At 37.3% G+C, this 18,135-nt stretch carries 15 protein-coding genes; 8 read left to right on the forward strand and 7 right to left on the reverse strand.

Annotation, left to right across the window (positions count from 1 at the left end):
- Positions 1-63: 63 nt before the first annotated feature.
- Entirely contained in the window at positions 64-510 is a 447-nt protein-coding gene (locus ABXT67_RS05280; protein WP_415376235.1) for a hypothetical protein, read from the reverse strand.
- Between the two features lie 91 nt (positions 511-601).
- Here ABXT67_RS05280 and ABXT67_RS05285 point away from each other — a divergent pair, with 91 nt between their 5' ends.
- On the forward strand, positions 602-835 hold the full coding sequence (locus tag ABXT67_RS05285) for a hypothetical protein (protein ID WP_415376236.1): 234 nt from the start codon (positions 602-604) through the stop codon (positions 833-835).
- Here ABXT67_RS05285 and ABXT67_RS05290 read toward each other — a convergent pair.
- The gene (locus ABXT67_RS05290) at positions 823-1,080 is read right to left on the reverse strand and encodes a hypothetical protein (RefSeq protein WP_415376237.1); all 258 of its coding nucleotides are present in this window, start codon (positions 1,078-1,080) and stop codon (positions 823-825) included. The genes ABXT67_RS05285 and ABXT67_RS05290 overlap by 13 nt on opposite strands.
- 166 nt (positions 1,081-1,246) lie before the next feature.
- Here ABXT67_RS05290 and ABXT67_RS05295 point away from each other — a divergent pair, with 166 nt between their 5' ends.
- Complete coding sequence (locus tag ABXT67_RS05295) at positions 1,247-1,615, forward strand: hypothetical protein (protein WP_415376238.1); 369 nt, start codon at positions 1,247-1,249, stop codon at positions 1,613-1,615.
- On the opposite strand, the gene dusB is transcribed toward ABXT67_RS05295, so the two are convergent.
- Together dusB and ABXT67_RS05305 are read right to left on the reverse strand one after the other, a co-directional pair.
- Entirely contained in the window at positions 1,616-2,608 is a 993-nt protein-coding gene (dusB, locus tag ABXT67_RS05300; protein WP_415376239.1) for a tRNA dihydrouridine synthase DusB, read from the reverse strand.
- Between the two features lie 143 nt (positions 2,609-2,751).
- Positions 2,752-5,181 carry an outer membrane beta-barrel protein gene (locus ABXT67_RS05305; RefSeq protein ID WP_415376240.1) on the reverse strand — a complete coding sequence of 810 codons (2,430 nt, stop codon included), beginning with the start codon at positions 5,179-5,181 and terminating at the stop codon, positions 2,752-2,754.
- A 151-nt stretch (positions 5,182-5,332) separates the two neighbouring features.
- Between ABXT67_RS05305 and lepA the strand changes: the two genes are divergently transcribed.
- Positions 5,333-7,129 carry a translation elongation factor 4 gene (gene lepA, locus ABXT67_RS05310; RefSeq protein WP_415376241.1) on the forward strand — a complete coding sequence of 599 codons (1,797 nt, stop codon included), beginning with the start codon at positions 5,333-5,335 and terminating at the stop codon, positions 7,127-7,129.
- 49 nt (positions 7,130-7,178) lie between these two features.
- Here the strand turns inward: lepA and ABXT67_RS05315 are convergent, their stop codons facing one another.
- The 3 genes from ABXT67_RS05315 to ABXT67_RS05325 all read right to left on the reverse strand — a co-directional run bounded on the left by ABXT67_RS05315 (position 7,179) and on the right by ABXT67_RS05325 (position 11,670).
- Positions 7,179-7,400, reverse strand: coding sequence for a hypothetical protein (locus ABXT67_RS05315; protein ID WP_415376242.1), 222 nt, complete (start codon positions 7,398-7,400; stop codon positions 7,179-7,181).
- A 48-nt stretch (positions 7,401-7,448) separates the two neighbouring features.
- Positions 7,449-9,392 carry a cation:proton antiporter gene (locus ABXT67_RS05320; protein ID WP_415376243.1) on the reverse strand — a complete coding sequence of 648 codons (1,944 nt, stop codon included), beginning with the start codon at positions 9,390-9,392 and terminating at the stop codon, positions 7,449-7,451.
- Positions 9,393-9,462: 70 nt separating this feature from the next.
- Positions 9,463-11,670, reverse strand: a complete 2,208-nt coding sequence (locus tag ABXT67_RS05325; protein WP_415376244.1) for an APC family permease — start codon at positions 11,668-11,670, stop codon at positions 9,463-9,465.
- 199 nt (positions 11,671-11,869) lie between these two features.
- Between ABXT67_RS05325 and ABXT67_RS05330 the strand changes: the two genes are divergently transcribed.
- The 5 genes from ABXT67_RS05330 to ABXT67_RS05350 all read left to right on the forward strand — a co-directional run bounded on the left by ABXT67_RS05330 (position 11,870) and on the right by ABXT67_RS05350 (position 18,124).
- Positions 11,870-12,757 (forward strand): MBL fold metallo-hydrolase, encoded by an 888-nt coding sequence (locus ABXT67_RS05330; RefSeq protein WP_415376245.1) that lies wholly within the window; start codon positions 11,870-11,872, stop codon positions 12,755-12,757.
- A gap of 98 nt (positions 12,758-12,855) precedes the next feature.
- Positions 12,856-14,517 (forward strand): S8 family peptidase, encoded by a 1,662-nt coding sequence (locus ABXT67_RS05335; RefSeq protein WP_415376246.1) that lies wholly within the window; start codon positions 12,856-12,858, stop codon positions 14,515-14,517.
- A gap of 83 nt (positions 14,518-14,600) precedes the next feature.
- Positions 14,601-16,427, forward strand: coding sequence for a M1 family metallopeptidase (locus ABXT67_RS05340; RefSeq protein WP_415376247.1), 1,827 nt, complete (start codon positions 14,601-14,603; stop codon positions 16,425-16,427).
- A 526-nt stretch (positions 16,428-16,953) separates the two neighbouring features.
- Complete coding sequence (rnpA, locus tag ABXT67_RS05345) at positions 16,954-17,352, forward strand: ribonuclease P protein component (RefSeq protein ID WP_415376248.1); 399 nt, start codon at positions 16,954-16,956, stop codon at positions 17,350-17,352.
- Positions 17,339-18,124: a DUF4349 domain-containing protein gene (locus ABXT67_RS05350; protein WP_415376249.1), complete on the forward strand. Its 786-nt coding sequence runs from the start codon at positions 17,339-17,341 to the stop codon at positions 18,122-18,124. The genes rnpA and ABXT67_RS05350 overlap by 14 nt, the downstream gene beginning before the upstream one ends.
- The last annotated feature ends 11 nt before the right edge of the window (positions 18,125-18,135 follow it).

The raw sequence follows: 18,135 nt of genomic DNA on the forward strand, positions 1-18,135 counted from the left end.
TCAACATCGTACTAACGGGATTAGGGTATATCTTTACAGAAGTAGCTTCATTGTCTTCAAGACCTAAAAGCTGATCTGATCACCAAAAATTCCTTGTACTTGGTTTAAGTTCGTAACGATTAATGTTTTTGTACCGTTTGTATTTTCTATGATTTCATGATTGAGTTGGGAAGGTATAGCATCTATATAATTAAGCAAACCGTAGTATTTACCCTCATAAATTGAGCTTTCTGGATGAATACAATCGAATAATAAATATACGTGGTCATAAACAAAAAAATCATTTAATGTATCAACTGTAGCAGACATTCCATAACAAACACCCGCTTGAAAACTATCACCTTCTAAACTCATGGTAATAGTTGAAGTTTCAGAAAAATTGGAAGGATGCTCCGCTTGACCATCAATGATTAAATAATCTAGATACCACGTGTTTTCAGTGATGGCAAGTTCTTGCGCGACACTTAGCGTGCCGACTAAAGCGGCAAACAGGAATACTATCTTTTTCATAATCAACATTTTAAACACGACCTAAAATACTGAAAAACTTGAACAAACTCAAAGTCAGAAAAACAACTAATTTTATATTCAAAAAGTTTTTATGAAATACTTAAACATACTTTCTGTTTTATTGATTCCATTTTTCATTGCTTGTGCTAGTGATGACAGTCCTATGACTGAAGTCGAAACCACAGCCGATGAGTCAAATGTGGAGTTTATAATAAGCACAAGTTTGTCCACAGGAGTTACTCAAATCAAAGCGATTAGTGGAGGTACAATCATAGGAGTTTCGGAGAACGAAATCGTTGAACAAAGAGTTGTTTATAGTACATAAGCAAACCCGTCATTAAATGATATTGTAATAATTGCAAACAACAATGCTCTAAATTTTGTGGTAGACCTATTGGATCTCGAAGTAGACACAACATAATTTTTAAAATCCAATGTTAAGATAGGGAATGAATCTTTCTTTGGAAATGGAATCACTTTTAATACACAAGAACATCTAGTGTTTAATGGCATACCAATGCTTACCTCGTAAGAAGGAGTTGATTGTTTTTTTGCGCTTGGTTGGAGCAAAGTACCTGAGTTTATAATCGAAGAAGAAGGTGAAGGAGATATTACAAATTTAAACGCCCTATCTGGACTTATTGAGGTTGGTGGGGCTGGAGTAGATGTTTTTTTGATAAGAATATTTGGAAAGAAAAACCTACAAAGCCTTGATTGTTTATAAAACACGAATTTTTTGGGGGGAGGAATTCTTCTTAAACAAAATATCCTTTTGAATATAAAAGCCTTGGAGAATCTCGAAGAGCTAGAGGATTCTTTATCTATTTCTAGTGAACCAATAACGAGTCTCAATGGGATCCATAATCTACAAAATATCACCCTAAATTCACAAATTTATAACAACGAAAACCTTCAAGACTTAAACGATTTAGAAAGCCTGAAAACTCTTGGAAGAGACCTTCGTGTCCTTGGAAATGATACTTTAGAGGATCTTTGTGCCCTAACCACCGCAATGAATAATGGTTTTTCTGGGTCTTACCTGTTGTTTTCCAATGCCTACAACCCGAGCCTAGAAGACTTACAAAATGGTGATTGTAGTTTATAATTAAACAAACTCAAAGTCCCCAAACTTTTCCAATACCTCATCAAAGGCTGCAAATACGTCTTGACTGGCGTCGCTAGTTACCATTTTCATTCTGTATTCTTTAAAGTGTGGGATCCCTTTAAAATAGTTGGTATAGTGACGGCGTGTTTCAAAAACACCTAAGATTTCTCCCTTCCAATCTATAGCCATCTGGAGATGACGGCGGGCTGCCTCCACTCGTTGTTCCATAGTGGGTGGTGCTGCATGCGTCCCGGTTTCAAAAAAATGTTTTACTTCTTTAAAAAACCAAGGATAGCCTATGCTTGCTCGTCCTATCATCGCGCCATCAAGACCAAATTTATCTCGCATCAACATCGCTTTCTCGGGAGAATCTACATCTCCATTCCCAAAAACAGGGATGTGCATGCGTTGGTTGTTTTTTACATCAGCAATAGGACGCCAGTTGGCTTCTCCTTTATACATTTGTGCCCGTGTACGACCGTGAATAGAAATTGCTTTACAACCTACATCTTGCAAACGCTCAGCGACTTCCACAATTTTAATAGAGTCTTCATCCCAGCCCAACCTTGTTTTTACTGTAACCGGGAGTTTCGTGTGTTTTACCAAAGCCTCAGTCAAAGAAACCATTAAATCTATGTCTTTTAATATTCCTGCGCCTGCGCCCTTTGAAACTACTTTTTTTACCGGACAACCAAAGTTAATATCAATGATATCGGGTCCACTTGCCTCAACAATTTCTACACTTTTTAGCATAGAATCTAAGACAGCACCAAATATCTGAATTCCAACGGGGCGTTCCTTTTCATAAATATCTAATTTCATGACACTTTTTGCCGCATCACGAATCAGCCCTTCTGAAGAGATAAACTCAGTATAAACAACATCTGCACCTTGTTCTTTACAAAGCGCACGAAAGGGTGGGTCGCTCACATCTTCCATGGGTGCTAGTAATAACGGAAATTCACCTACCTCTATATCGCCAATTTTTGCCACAATTCAACTCCGCTCACTAAGCGGATTGTTTTTATTATTAAAATGTAAAAATACGGAATTTTTGATATGAACAATTCCTTAGAAGCGTTGTTCTTTATTTCTTATGCCTACTCTTAAACTTCGGAGCGACATTGACGTGAATTTTAATTCAATCGTTCTCCTTCGTCGGTAGTTGGTTTTCGGTTATTGTCCCGCAACCTTGCGTTTCCGAAGTTATATTTAAAACCAATTCTAAAAAGCCGTGATTCTACGCGCGCAAAATACGCGTTATCTTGGTTGTAGTATCGAGTAGTTACAGGAATATTATTGGTGTTAAAAATATCATCTACTCCTGCGTTAATGCTCGCCCTCTTGTTCCAAAGGTCTTTTCTAAAAGAAATTGAGAGGTTAAATTGGTTTTTGTAAGATGAAGCTCCATATAATAAATTTGAAATATAAACTGCCGTAACATCACTCGTAAGCCCTAAAGATTCTGAAATCGTCAGCCCTCCATAAACTTGTCCATAAAATCCATAGGTGTCGATGGTTGCCTTCTCTTGTGGGCTTTCCAGCGCAAAAAACTCATTTTCTATGTAAAAAGAAGAAGTGACAAGTTGAAGATAGAGCCAAGAAAAAACGGGTCTTGCATACACCACATCAAAACTATATTGATACTCTCGTATTAAGTTTACATCAAGGCTTTGAAGTGTTCTGGCTTGATTATTTTGAAATGCAATAAGACTTAATGGATTGTCTGTATTCCAATAATAAAGCTCGAAAAACAAATGATTTTTATAGGTATAACTTAGCGTATATTTTGTGTCAATCGCAGGTATAAGGTTTGGATTCCCGTCGCTAAAATTAAACTCGTTTACAAAATATCTAAAAGGATTAAGAGCTTCGTAACGAGGTCTAGAAATGCTGCGAGAATAACTAAAACCATAGCTGTTATTGTCATTGGCATTATGCTCAAGACTCAGAGCAGGAAACAACTCAAAATAATTTTGATTATTTACAACGCCTAATGATCGTGAATCTCCTTGAACATCTGTTTGTTCTCCTCGCAAGCCGGCGTTCAAACTCCAGGAATCCCAATCAGCACTGTAACTAAAATATGCTGCGTAGATACTTTCTTCGTATAAAAATGAATCTGACAGAGCGCTATTAAACTCAGTATTGCCTGTATTAGTGTCAAAAAAGTGCAAACCACTTTGCGTGTCTATAGTACTAAACTTAGCTCCTGTTTCAATCATTCCTGAAAGCGCTGGAATACTAAAATCGAGTTGGAAGGTTGCGATATCGCTGGACTGATTTGCCTTTGTAAAAAATCTGTTTTCTCTAAATAAAACGCCATTATTTGAAAAAAAATCTGTTTCTACATCTTGTAAACGCTCATTATCATACAAAATATAGTTTGCATTCATAACAACATTGGCACCAGCCTCTCCTAACTGCCATGTGTGATTTAAATTAAAAGCAAGATTTGAAGTGTCGATATTTGAGTTGCTATTCGTGGTATACACAGAATCTAAAACACGGTTGGTGTCAAAATTTTCAGAACGCGCATTATTATCAAATCGCTTGTTTGGAGAAACTAGAATATTTGCGCTAATTCCTATCTCGTGTTTATCATTCACTTTAAAATCTGCAACTACATTTCCTTGATGCGCATAAGAACGTGTTGTTCTTTCAAAATCGGAGGTTCGTGAGCCTATTGAATTTATCTGATTGCTATTAAAAAAATTGATGTGGTTTTCATCTTGTTTAAATTCTTTGCGAGGGCTAAACGAATAGCCACCATAGAAATTTAACCTTTCATTTTTATAAAAATGTGAGGTACCTAATCTATATTTCGCATAAACTCCTTGCTCGTAGGCCCCATTTACAGAACCTTTATACCCTATAGAAATTGCGCGACTTGTGATGATATTAACCACGGTGCCAGATTCTGCATCAAATTTTGCTGAAGGGTTTGTTATCACCTCAACACTCTTTATGGCAGTCGCATCTGTGTTTTGTAAAAGTGATTGTACCTCGCTGTTTGAAAGATAAACGCGTTTATTGTTAATATAAATGGTAGGATTTGTGTTTTTAAGAGTAATCCCTTCGGGCGTGACAAGAAGCCCTGGTGTTTTTTTTAGCACGTCCAACGTACTCCCCACTGCAATTGATGTGTTTTCAATATTAAAAGTAAGCTTGCCTGGTTCCTTTATTATGATTGGTTTCTTTGTTACTATTACTGCTTCATCAAGTGTTTCCGTTTTTTTTTTTAAAACGATCGTTCCTAAGGCGATTTCTGAGGTTAGTGCTACGGTTTGAGAAATTGATTCGTATCCTAGGTAATTAAAATAGACATTATACTTCTTTTTTAGCAACCCTTCAATTGTGAAATTCCCTAAGTCATCTGTGGTTGTTCCCTTTATAAACTTAAATCCCGGATTTCCAATATCTTCAGTTACATTTTGTGTTAAATAAATAGTTACAAAAGAAATAGGATTATTCTCAACATCTTTAACCGTTCCATTAATAGAAAATACCTGCCCAAAAACCACCGCTGGAAACACCAATACTAGTAAAAATTTGAGGTTATGCATTAATAAAGAGATTGTGACAATTTTACTTCTACCAAATATCTTAATTATTCCTTAATTTACATCATGTATTTGGGATTATTCGATTAAGTGTAAACACGTGCGAAACAATAGGTTTTAAGCTATATTTGCAGACAGTTATAGCAGAAGAAAAATGAAGAATATTCGCAATTTTTGTATCATCGCGCACATTGACCACGGTAAAAGCACTTTGGCAGACAGATTATTGGAAGCCACTGGCTCGGTAACGGCTAGGGAATCCCAAGCACAATTACTTGATAGTATGGATTTGGAGCGTGAACGTGGCATTACTATAAAAAGTCATGCCATACAAATGAATTACACTCACGAAGGCGAAGAATATATTTTAAATTTAATTGACACTCCTGGTCATGTTGATTTCTCGTATGAAGTTTCTAGGTCTATCGCCGCCTGCGAAGGAGCATTGTTAATAGTAGACGCAGCACAAAGCATTCAGGCCCAAACGATTTCAAATTTATATTTGGCATTGGAAAATGATTTAGAAATCATTCCTGTCTTAAATAAAATAGATTTGCCCTCTGCAAATCCAGAGGAAGTTACAGATGATATTGTAGATTTATTAGGTTGTGATCCATCTGAAATTATTCCAGCAAGCGCAAAAACAGGTGTAGGAATTACTGAAATCCTAACCGCAGTTATCGAGCGAATACCTGCGCCTAAAGGCAATCCTGATGAAAGCCTACAAGCATTAATTTTTGACAGTGTTTATAACCCTTTTAGAGGTGTTGAGACTTATTTTAGGGTTCTTAATGGCGAAATTAGAAAGGGACAACACATTAAATTCATGGCAACGGGTAAAGCCTATTTTGCCGATGAAGTAGGAACCTTAAACCTCAAACAAACACCTAAAAAAGTTATTAAAACAGGTGATGTAGGCTACCTCATTACAGGAGTTAAAGAAGCGAAAGAAGTAAAAGTGGGAGACACGATTACCGATGCAAAATCCCCTACGACCAACGTGATCGAAGGTTTTGAGGATGTAAAGCCAATGGTATTTGCAGGAATCTATCCTGTAGATACAGAAGATTACGAAGAACTTCGTGCCTCGATGGAAAAGCTTCAGTTAAACGATGCATCCTTGGTTTTTGTGCCAGAAAGTTCTGCAGCACTTGGCTTTGGGTTTCGTTGTGGGTTCTTAGGAATGCTTCACCTAGAAATTATACAAGAACGTCTCGAAAGAGAATTTGATATGACCGTAATAACAACGGTTCCTAACGTGTCTTACAAGGCCTATACAAACAAAGACCCAGATGTTGAAATTCTTGTAAACAACCCAAGTGATTTGCCAGACCCCTCTAAACTTAACCGTATGGAGGAGCCCTATATTAAGGCAACCATTATTACAAAATCAGATTTTGTCGGCCCCGTAATGTCTTTGTGTATTGAAAAACGAGGGCTGGTTTTAAATCAAACCTATCTTACTACAGAGCGCGTAGAAATGACTTTTGAAATGCCGTTGGCAGAAATTGTTTTTGATTTTTACGATCGTTTAAAGACGGTGTCTAAAGGCTATGCGTCTTTTGATTACGCACCAATAGGATTGCGTGAATCAAAGCTTGTAAAAGTAGATGTTTTACTTAATGGAAATATCGTAGATGCACTCTCTGCTTTGCTTCATCAAGACAATGCCTTCGAAATAGGGAAAAAGATGTGCGAGAAATTGAGACAACTCATCCCACGACAGCAATTTGATATTCCAATACAAGCAGCCATTGGTGCGAAAATTATTTCTCGTGAAACAGTAAAAGCCTTGCGTAAAGATGTTACCGCAAAATGTTACGGTGGAGATATTTCTCGTAAGCGTAAATTACTAGAAAAACAGAAAAAAGGTAAGAAACGTATGCGTCAAATTGGGAATGTAGAAATTCCCCAAGAAGCATTTATGGCGGTTTTAAAGCTGAATGATTAAAATAAAAGACGCGGCTCAAGTTGAGTCGCTTTTTTATGTCACGAATTTTCTACTCGCCACAACTAGTACCTGCTGCAATCAATCCATCAAAATAGATGGCATAGGGAGTCCCTGTATCTTCTCCATTGATAGAAGCATTCCCGTTGCTCTCTTCACAAAGAGTGAATGCGGCGGTTATTTCAGAATTACACGCAGTACAGGATCTAGAGTCATCACTTCCGCAAGAGGCTAGCAGTGTTGAAAAGAAAAGAGGCGCTAAAAGATATTTCATTTAAGTTTTTGTTTCAAAATATACAACGGTATTTCACCTGTTTTATTTTTAAGACTTCTCTTCATCAGAGTCTTCCATTTTTGCGGTAACGACATCTTCAAAATCTATTGGTTTTCCTAAATAGGCTATGATCGTGCCGTCTTCTACGGCTAATTCTGTTTCGCTAAGGGTGTCTAAAAGTTCTATGTGACCTTCCGGGTTTTTTATAAATAAAGGAATGGCATCCTTATTGTCTCTAATAACTTCAAGGATTCTTAAAAACATACTATGGTCGTTAACCTCTATCTCTTGGATAGATGGATAGTCCCGAGCAACTTCCGTAAAGCGTAAAAAATCATGGGTATTGCTAAAGACTTCATCTTTATTAAAGCCGCTCTTTTTCAATAATTCTTCACTAGTCATCAATCTAAACGTTCCGTTTTCTCCAAAACGTTCTCTGTAACGAGTCATCGCTTGCCGGTTAATTTCATCGTTACCAGTCATGGATAACAAATACCCCACATCACTCAATTCAATATTATCTGAAAGATCGTCATTATAAATATTTGCATTAATAGCCTCGATTCCTAATTCTTTGGCTTTTTCAATGTTTTCCCTGTTGCTGTCTACCAATACTACATGACGGTCATTTTTTTGAAGGTAACTAGCAATAAGCCTTGAAACTCGAGAACCGCCTATGATCATAATACCTTCAGATTTTTTTAGAAAAACGCCTAAAAGTGAAGCAACTAGTCTTGCGGTGGTTGCATTTAATAAAACGGTTACTAACACCAATCCAAAAACTAGTGGCGTGATATACTCTGCCCCTGGAACACCTAACTCTACTAGCTTTGTGCCAAATAACGATGCAATACCTGCTGCAACAATCCCACGCGGCCCTACCCAACTTATAAAGATTTTTTCGTTGGTGCTCAAATTAGATCCTGCAGTGCTGAGGAAAACGCCAATAGGCCTAATCACAAAAATAATCACCGCAAAAAGTACGGCGGTCTTCCAGTTATAAATCAAGAGTAAATCTTCAACACTAATATTTGCTGAAAGCAATATAAAGAGGATTGAAATAAGCAATACGCTTAGGGACTCTTTAAAATAAAGCAGCTCTTTGAGGTTAGGCAAATCGCTATTCCCTAAATACATTCCCATTACTACCACTGCAAGAAGTCCAGACTCGTGTGCAAAAAGGTCGCTCAAAACAAAAATGAGAAGCACGATAGATAAGGACGCAACATTTAATAAATAATGAGGAATCACCTTTCGTTTGACCGCATGGTACATAGCAAATCCACCCGCAAGCCCGAAAGCAAAACCAATAACAATAATTTTTCCGAATTCAATTAACGCGTGTTTTGTGTAACTTGCACCTTCCGCACCAAGGTTTCCACTTAATTTAGCAGCGTCTATAGTCCCTAAGTTATCCCCAAAAGTTCCTGCAGGAATATTTACGGTAATAAACCCAAAAACTAATACCGCTACTAGCGCGCCAATGGGATCGATTAAAATTCCCTCCCATTTAAGTACTGCCGAAATGTCTTTACGCAGTGGAATATTTCTTAAAATTGGGGTTATAACCGTAGGTCCGGTTACAATAATTAGTCCCGAAAACAAAAATGAAATTTGCCAATCTAGCCCAAAAAAATAATGTGCAGCAACTCCTGCTCCAAAAAAGGTAATGATAGCGCCTAAGCTTATAAGTTTACCTATGACACCCCCCACTTTCTTTATTTCGCCGATTTTAAGGGTAAGCCCTCCTTCAAATAAAATAATACCAATTGCTAATGAAACAAAATAAAACAAACTTTCTCCTGGGAAAAACCCTTCGTTTTTATTCCAAATAGGTTGAATCCACTGCGTTCCATCTTCTGAATAAAAAGTAGATAACGGGCCTACTGCAAGTCCTATCAAGATTAATGGTAAAATCGCTGGGATTTTAAATTTCCACGCAATCCATTGCGCAAAGATTCCTAAGATAATTATTCCTGCAAGTTCTAACATGGCGAAGTATTTCTTTTAGATGTAAAAATAAAGATAGTAAACATAGCAATTGTTAAAAAATCTATCTGTTTTATCCTTCTTCTTTCATAGTAAGGCGCAATACGGAACAAGCAGAAGTCTCCGTAAATTTATCTTTTCCAGTACCAAATAAAATGCTGAGCCAATTGTCTTTTTGAGGAGTCCCTAAAAGCAACAGATCAAAACTAGCAGATGTTTTTGAAATAGTTGTAATTGGATCATCGCTTTTTATGATTAACACACTACTGTTTGTGTCTATATTTTGTAATAAGGCTTCTGTGTGTCTTTTCATACTGGTTATGCCTTCTTCTGAAACTTTAGACGACACTACGTGTAAAATAGTTAATGAAGCTTCGTAAAAGCTACAAATTCTATGAGCAACAGCAATAAAACTCTTGTTCGTTCTTCCTGGACGTAAGGCTAGAACAATTTCACTGAAATTTCTAACTCCATTGTCCTTAAACAATGCGAAGTTGCTGTCTATATGTGTTAATAACCAACCTATAGGGTTGCTAATAAAGATACCGCTATGTGCTCTACCGTTCCATCCCATTACCAGCCACTCGCAAAGCGTATGATCGCTTAAATCGTGTATGGTATTAGATAGGTCGTGGGTGACAACGGCTTCAAAATCGACATTGATTTTTTTAGCTTTAGCAAGTCCGCTAATTCTTCTTGCTACCGAAAGAGTTTTGGGGTTTTCTTCGATGACTGCATCCAAAAATGTTTGATTTGGGACTTCTGTAATGTTTACAATTTGTAATTTTTGTTTTCTATTGATGGCGGCACCCATTTCTACTAACATTTCAGCACTGTTTTCATTTCCCAATAAAGGAACCACCACTCCTGCCTCTTTCATAAGGGCTCCGTCAAAATTTTGTGGCGCTATTTTACGCCTGCTCTTTTCAGAAAATTGTTTTCTATTTTTCTTCTTATAAAATAAATACAAGGCGGGCCTATGTCCATAATTACGCAAAACACCTGTGCGAGTTGCATTTTTACCAAAAAGAAAGTAAACAACAATTCCTAAAACAAAAATAGAAATGATAGCCACAAAAGGCATAAGCCCTAAAAACACGAGCAATACAATTCCTGATACAATTCCAAATAATTGCATTATGGGGTATAGCGGCGATCTGTAAGGAGGATTGTACCATTGGGCAGATGTTTCGCGTAATATAATAACCGCTAGGTTTACTAGAATAAACATCATTACCATAAAAGCGCTTGCAAGTTTGGCTATTTTTTCTACGTCTAAAAACAAAATTACAAGGGCCATTACACCACAGGTCATAACTATAGTGACTACAGGTGTAAGGTATTTTGAATGTATTTTACTCATAAATGAAGGCAATAGCTTGTCCATTGCCATTGCAAATGGAAACCTCGATGCTGCAAGCACACCAGAATTAGCCATAGAAATTAACGTAATAACGCCAACCACGGCAGCTATTATACCCACGGTCTTGCCTCCTAATTGTTCCGAAATAGTATAAATTGGCTTTAAATCTGTAGATAATGCTTCCAACGGAATATTTCCTACTAACACAAAAGTGATACATACATATATCGTGGTCATGATTAAAAGCGACAAAATCATGGCTAATGGTAAGTTTCTATTTGGGTTTTTTATTTCACCCGCAATTGCGGCTACTTTGGTTACCCCTGCATATGAAATATAGACAAACGCTACTGTCGCCGTTAGTCCTGTATTACCATTAGTGGTAAAAGGTTTTAGTAATAATGTTTGCACATTAGGCAGTCCAAAAATAAGAATAAGACTAAGTGCAATTAAACTAATCGTAACAATAACAATTTGCACCTTCCCAACCTTTTTAACACCTAAAATGTTTAAAAATAATATCAATCCTAAAAAGCCTACCGCAACAAATTTTGTGAGCTCTGGTGCAATCGTGACTAAAACAGACAGGTAAGCTCCAAACCCAACCAATGCAAACGAGCTCTTCAATAACAAAGAAAGCCAAAGTCCAATTCCTGATACGGTTCCAAAAAGAGGTCCAAATGCCCGTTCTATATATACGTAGGTGCCCCCCGATTTCGGCATGGCCGTCGCTAATTCACTTTTTGATAATGCTGCGGGCAAAATACAAAGCGCAGCGAGCAGATAGGCCAACCAAACTGAAGACCCTGTTTTAGCCGCTGCTAACCCAGGTAATACAAATATACCACTCCCTAACATTCCCCCAATACTTATAGCGATAACAGAGGTTATGGAAAGGCTTCGTTCTAATTTTTTCAAAAGTGTGTTTTTGGTTGAAGGCTAAAAATAGCATTTTTTAACAACCTACAGGCGCAACTTGCATTAGCATTCAAGTCTTAAAAAACAAAACACCCGTCATTCGCCAAAAAAGTCGCCGTCATTTCATATAAAACCGTAAGAAAACTTTTAAGATTTAGTTGTCAATTTATTGTGTGGTCTTTTTGTATTTTGCGCACTTATGAAGTTACACCCTATCGAGGCAGGAAATTTTAAACTTGATGGCGGCGCTATGTTTGGTGTTGTCCCAAAATCTTTATGGACCAGAACCAATCCAGCTGACAACAATAATATGATTGACATTGCGGCGCGTTGTCTCTTGATTGAAGATGGGAATAGATTGATATTAATCGATACTGGAATGGGTGATAAGCAATCTGAAAAATTCTTTGGATATTATTTTAAATGGGGAAATCACACATTAGACGACTCCCTTAAAAACGCAGGTTTTCATCGAGATGATGTAACTGATGTTTTTATGACGCACCTTCATTTTGACCATTGCGGCGGCAGTGTACAATGGAACAAAGATAGAACAGGGTACGAGCCCGCTTTTAAAAACGCTTCTTTTTGGAGCAATCAAAATCATTGGGACTGGGCAACGAACCCAAACAGAAGAGAAAAAGCTTCCTTTTTAAAAGAAAACATTATTCCAATGCGGGAGAGCGGGCAATTAAAGTTTGTAAACGCACCTTCAGAAAACCTTTCCTTAGAAACTAGTAAGAGTAATTTTGCTAAAAAAAATAAGCTCCCTTTTGATATTTTCTTTGCAGATGGACATACCGAAAAGCAGATGTTGCCAATGCTGCAATACAAAAACAAAACAATCGTTTTCATGGCAGATTTGCTTCCCACAGCAGGTCACTTACCATTGCCATTTGTAATGGGCTATGACACAAGACCGCTACTAACATTACCCGAAAAAGAAACGTTTTTGAATGCCGCAGCAACAGATAACTATTATTTGTTTTTAGAACATGACGCTCACAATCAAATTATTACCGTAAAAAAAACCGAAAAAGGAGTGCGAATCAATGAAGTTTTTACCTGCGAAGAATTATTTAATTAACACCAGGACAATAAAATGCCCAACAACAATTTTGCAAACCAAAAGAAGATGAATAAGCTGGGCGTACCATCTTCCTAAATATAAAATATTATATACTGATGAAATTTATTAAAAGTACTTTGATTATTTCGGCAACTGCCGCTTTATTAGTTGGATGTGGAGTTGCTCCTATCGTTTCTACCCCCATAAAAAACATTGATACACTTCCTCTTAAAATAACTCCCTTAGAAGAAACGCAACTCAAAAAATGGAGCTTAATGGATCTTGCACAAGATACCGTTCCAGGAATGGGTGTTGAAAGAGCTTACAAAGAAATTATCAAAAATAAAAAAGGACATAAAGTAATTGTCGCGGTTGTTGATAGTGGAATTGATATTGAGCACGAAGATCTTAAAAATATAATCTGGACCAACCCAAAAGAAATTGCGGGTAACGGAAAAGATGATGACAAAAACGGATATATAGATGACATCCACGGATGGAATTTCTTAGGAAACATCGTTGCGGAAAACATGGAATACACAAGAATTATTCGCAAGCTTAGTCCTAAATATGACGGGAAAAAGGAATCTTCCATTAGTACTTCAGACCGAGAAGAATTTGCGCTATATCAAAAGGCTAAAGCTGAGTATGACAAAGAGCTAAAGCAAACTTCAGAAACGGTTTCTCGATATAGCGGGATGATTTCACAATTAAAGCCTGCTCATAAAGCAATGACAAGTAAATTAGGGAAAGAGGATTATTCTGAAACGGACCTCTCTGCAATAGCAGGCCCAACAGCAGATGAGCAACAACAAATAGGGATGCTAAAACAAATGCTAAATTATGCAGGCACCATTCCTGAATTTATAGTGTTATTAGAGGGCGCTATTCAATCTAGTTCAGATAGGGTAAATACCCATTTTAATCTTAAGGGCGACTTTAGGTCTAAACATTTAGGAGACAATCCAGATGACAACAGCAACCCATATTACGGAAATAATGATGTAGATGGTCCAGATGATAAAAAAGCAGATGCTAGGCACGGTACCCATGTTGCCGGAATTATTGCCGCACAACGCAACAATGGAATTGGTTTAGATGGAGTTGCAGACAACGTAGAAATCATGGTGCTGCGCGCTGTGCCAGATGGTGATGAATATGACAAAGACATCGCAAACGCTCTTAGATATGCAGTAGACAACGGAGCAAAAGTAATTAATACAAGTTTTGGAAAGTATTATTCTACACATCCTGAATGGGTCGTAGACGCTATAAAATATGCAGCAAAAAAAGACGTGCTAATCGTAAATGCAGCAGGAAACGAAGGTCTAAACTTAGATGAAAATATTGTATATCCAAATGATCAACAAAAAAATGGCGCTGAAATAAGCGATACCTTTTTAACTGTTGGAGCCCTTAACTATAAATATGGTGGAGACCTGGTGGCTAACTTTTCAAATTATGGAAAAACCAACGTAGATGTGTTTGGTCCAGGGGTTAAAATTTGGTCAACAACACCATTAAACACCTATGAATACTTACAGGGAACCTCTATGGCTTCTCCAAATGTTGCAGGAGTTGCAGCAGTGATTAGATCACATTATCCCAAGCTTTCTGCAAAGCAAGTGAAACAAATTTTAATGGACAGTGGTCTTTCAACAAAGACTCAGGTTGTTCTAGGAGGCGATCCTTCTAACACAGACGGGTTTACAAATATTTCAACCTCTGGAAAAATGGTAAACATGTATAACGCATTAATTATGGCGTCTAAAATGTAACTTAGGCTGCGCTCAGCTTGCACTTTTTTAAAGCTAGATGTTAAAACAATAACAGGTTTTAAATTTTTAAATTTTCAAAAATTATGATTAGAACATTTTTTTTAATGGCTGTGTTCTCTTTTTTCCTCGGAAATATTACAGCACAAAACAACACTTCTTATTGGCAGCAGGCTGTTGATTACACCATGGTAATTGATGTAGATGCAGTCGCAAATCAATACAAAGGAGAACAAAAATTAGTATATACTAATAACTCACCAGATGTATTGGTCCGTGTTTTTTATCACCTTTATTTTAATGCCTTTCAACCAGGAAGTGAAATGGACGTTCGTTCTCGCACTATAGAAGATGCAGATCCTCGCGTAGGCGAACGCATCTTCAATTTAAAGCCTGACGAAATAGGATATATAAAGCCTCTAAAGTTGACACAAGACGGCAAAGCGTTAGAATATGAAGTTGTGGGAACGGTATTAGAAGTTAATTTAAACACTCCAATCCAACCTGGAACAAGCACGACGTTTGAGATGGAATGGGATGCACAAGTGCCTTTACAAATACGGCGTAGTGGTAGGGATAATGAAGAAGGTGTTCGTTTTTCTATGACACAGTGGTATCCAAAACTGGCTGAATATGATTTCCAAGGATGGCACGCAGACCCTTATATTGGTCGCGAATTTCACAGCCCTTGGGGTAATTTTGATGTAACTGTAAAAATAGATGAAGCGTATGTTGTAGCGGGTACTGGATACAATGCTGAAAATGTTTTAGGCGAAAACGATTATAGTGCCGTTAAAAAACTTAGGAAAGGTAAGCGTTCTTGGCACTTTACAGCGCCCAATGTTCATGACTTTACTTGGGCTGCAGATCCAGACTACATTCACGACAAATACGAAGGTCCTAACGGTGTAACACTTAATTTTTACTACAAAAACAACCCTGAGATTAAAGAAAACTGGACAAATCTTCAGCCAAAAACAGCTGAAATGATGGCCTATTTCAACGAAAATATTGGTGAATACCCTTACAAACAATACTCAGTGATACAAGGGGGTGACGGTGGTATGGAATATGCGATGGCAACACTAATTACCGGTAACAGAAACTTTGGAAGCTTAATGGGTGTTACTGCGCATGAGTTAGCGCACAGTTGGTTTCAGTTTTTATTAGCGACAAATGAAGCTAAGCACGAATGGATGGACGAAGGCTTTACTTCCTATATTAGTAACGAAGCAATGAATGTAATTAACGACGAAAAAAAACCAAACCCTCATGCTGGATCGTATCGCGGATATCAATTTTTAGCGAAAAGCGGCAACGAACAACCTGCTACGACGCATGCAGATAGGTATACTCTAAATAGATCATACGGCATGGTAGCCTATGCTAAAGGGTCTGTATTCCTGTCTCAACTAGGATATGTTATTGGAAAGGAAAACTTAGAAAAAACATTAAAACGTTATTTCGATGAATGGGCTTTCAAACACCCAACACCTAACGATTTTATTCGTGTTGCTGAAAAAGTAAGCGGTCTTGAATTAGACTGGTATCTCATGGATTTTATGCAAACAACAAATACCATTGATTACGGCATTAAAAACGTTGAAGCCCGAAAAGACGCTACTGTCGTAACTTTAGAGCGTATTGGAGTAATGGGGATGCCTGTAGACTTAGATATAACCTATGTTGACGGATCTCAGGAACAATTTTATATTCCGTTGCAAATGATGCGTGGTGAAAAGCCAGAAGAATATAATGGAACGAAGCGCACAACAGCAAAAGATTGGGCTTGGGCGCATCCAACTTACGAGTTAAGTATTCCTAGCGACAAAAAAGTAAAATCAATGATGATTGATGCCTCAAAAAGGATGGCAGATATTAATGATGAGAATAACACCTACGGCATTGAGTAGCGGCACGACTCGTCACGTATCTGTTGTATAAAGAAATAAAAAGCTTGCTATGTTTAAATATGGTAAGCTTTTTTGATTTCTAAACCCCAAACATTATTCTCGTTTCGTTCCCGTTTTTCTGGATTCTTTTAAATATATTTTCTAATGCGGGCGAGTGTTTTTTGACCCCTAATTATAAGGTCATAAATTCCGCCTTGCCAACTAAATTCTTTATTGATTTTTCTTTATATTATCTAATTGACTTGGATGCGTTTTTATGGAGCCTTAGGCCCTTAGCTCCTGTCCTAGCCCCTTTTGTTTATGAACGCTTTTTCTTCGGTTTTACTGGAGCCAGGTATGCTCTTATTATTTATTTTTCGCGCAGCATAAATCTGGTTGGTTAAGATAATAGGCTCCACTAAATCAAGGTTCGTATGGTTCTCTAAGATTTCCTCTACATTTATTTTTTGAGAGATCTAATATGAATCGTATTAACGACGAGACGCGGTAAATCGCAAACATACCAATCGTGTCTCTAAAAAATATAATGAAATGGCATCTTTTCATATCTTTACCCCTGATGAACCAATCCTTCCCAAAGTCTCAAAAATTAAAGTCTAGAAAAGTTATCACACAGCTTTTTAATGAAGGAAAAGGGCTTACGAAATACCCTATAAAAGTCTTGTATTTGCCTACTGATAAAGCACCCGACACCAAAGCCGGATTCACTGCTCCTAAAAGAAGTTTTAAACTCGCTGTAACCAGAAATCGCTTAAAACGTTTAATGCGAGAAAGCTACCGAACACAAAAAGCCGAAACACTCGAAAAGAACGGCACTACCTTTGTACTTCTCTTTATCTACATAGGAAAGGAAGTAGCCGATTTTAAATTAGTGAAAAAATCCTTTATTGTCTTACTTAAAAAATTGTGCGATGCTAAAGTTTAGTTTAGTTTTAAGTCTTTTATTGTTGAATGGGTGTAATACGACCGTTCCTGAATATGAAGAATCCTCAATAGTTCGACAAATGACTCCGCCTCCAGCACCTCCATCGGGCGAAGTAATAGCGCAAAAAATAGTCAAAAATGCCTCTCTTACATTTGAAACCCAAGATATAGATGCGGAACATAAAATAATACTCCAACTAACACAACAGTACAAGGGCATTGTACAAACAGACAATTCTGGCATAAACCACAGTCGTCTATTTAGAAATCTTACCATTAAGGTTCCTTCAGAAAATTTTCAATCGGTCATCGATAAGATTGGGGATGGTGTGGCATATTTTGACCGACGTGAAATTACAAGACGTGATGTTACCGAGGAATTTGTAGATATCGAAGCGCGACTAAAGGCAAAGAAAGAATTAGAAAAACGCTATTTAGAGCTACTTAAAAAAGCTCAAAATGTAAAAGACATGCTAGAGATAGAGCGAGGGCTTTCTAGTATTCGAGAAGAAATTGAAGCACGGCAAGGACGTTTACAATATTTGGAGAGCCAAGTCTCGATGAGCACGATTAGCCTATCGTTTTATAAAGTTACCGCAGAAACAGGCGTAAGGGTTTCCTACGGTCACAAAATAATAAATGCCTTTCAAGGAGGTTGGAATGGAGTTTCAGTTTTCTTTTTAGGAATTTTATACATGTGGCCCTTGTTGGTTCTTGCTATTTTGTTTATTTTGATAATCAGAGGATTCATCAAACGCAGCAAAAGGAAATAAAAATATTAAAT

Source organism: Patiriisocius sp. Uisw_017, from assembly GCF_047731265.1.
Classification (GTDB): Bacteria; Bacteroidota; Bacteroidia; order Flavobacteriales; family Flavobacteriaceae; genus Patiriisocius.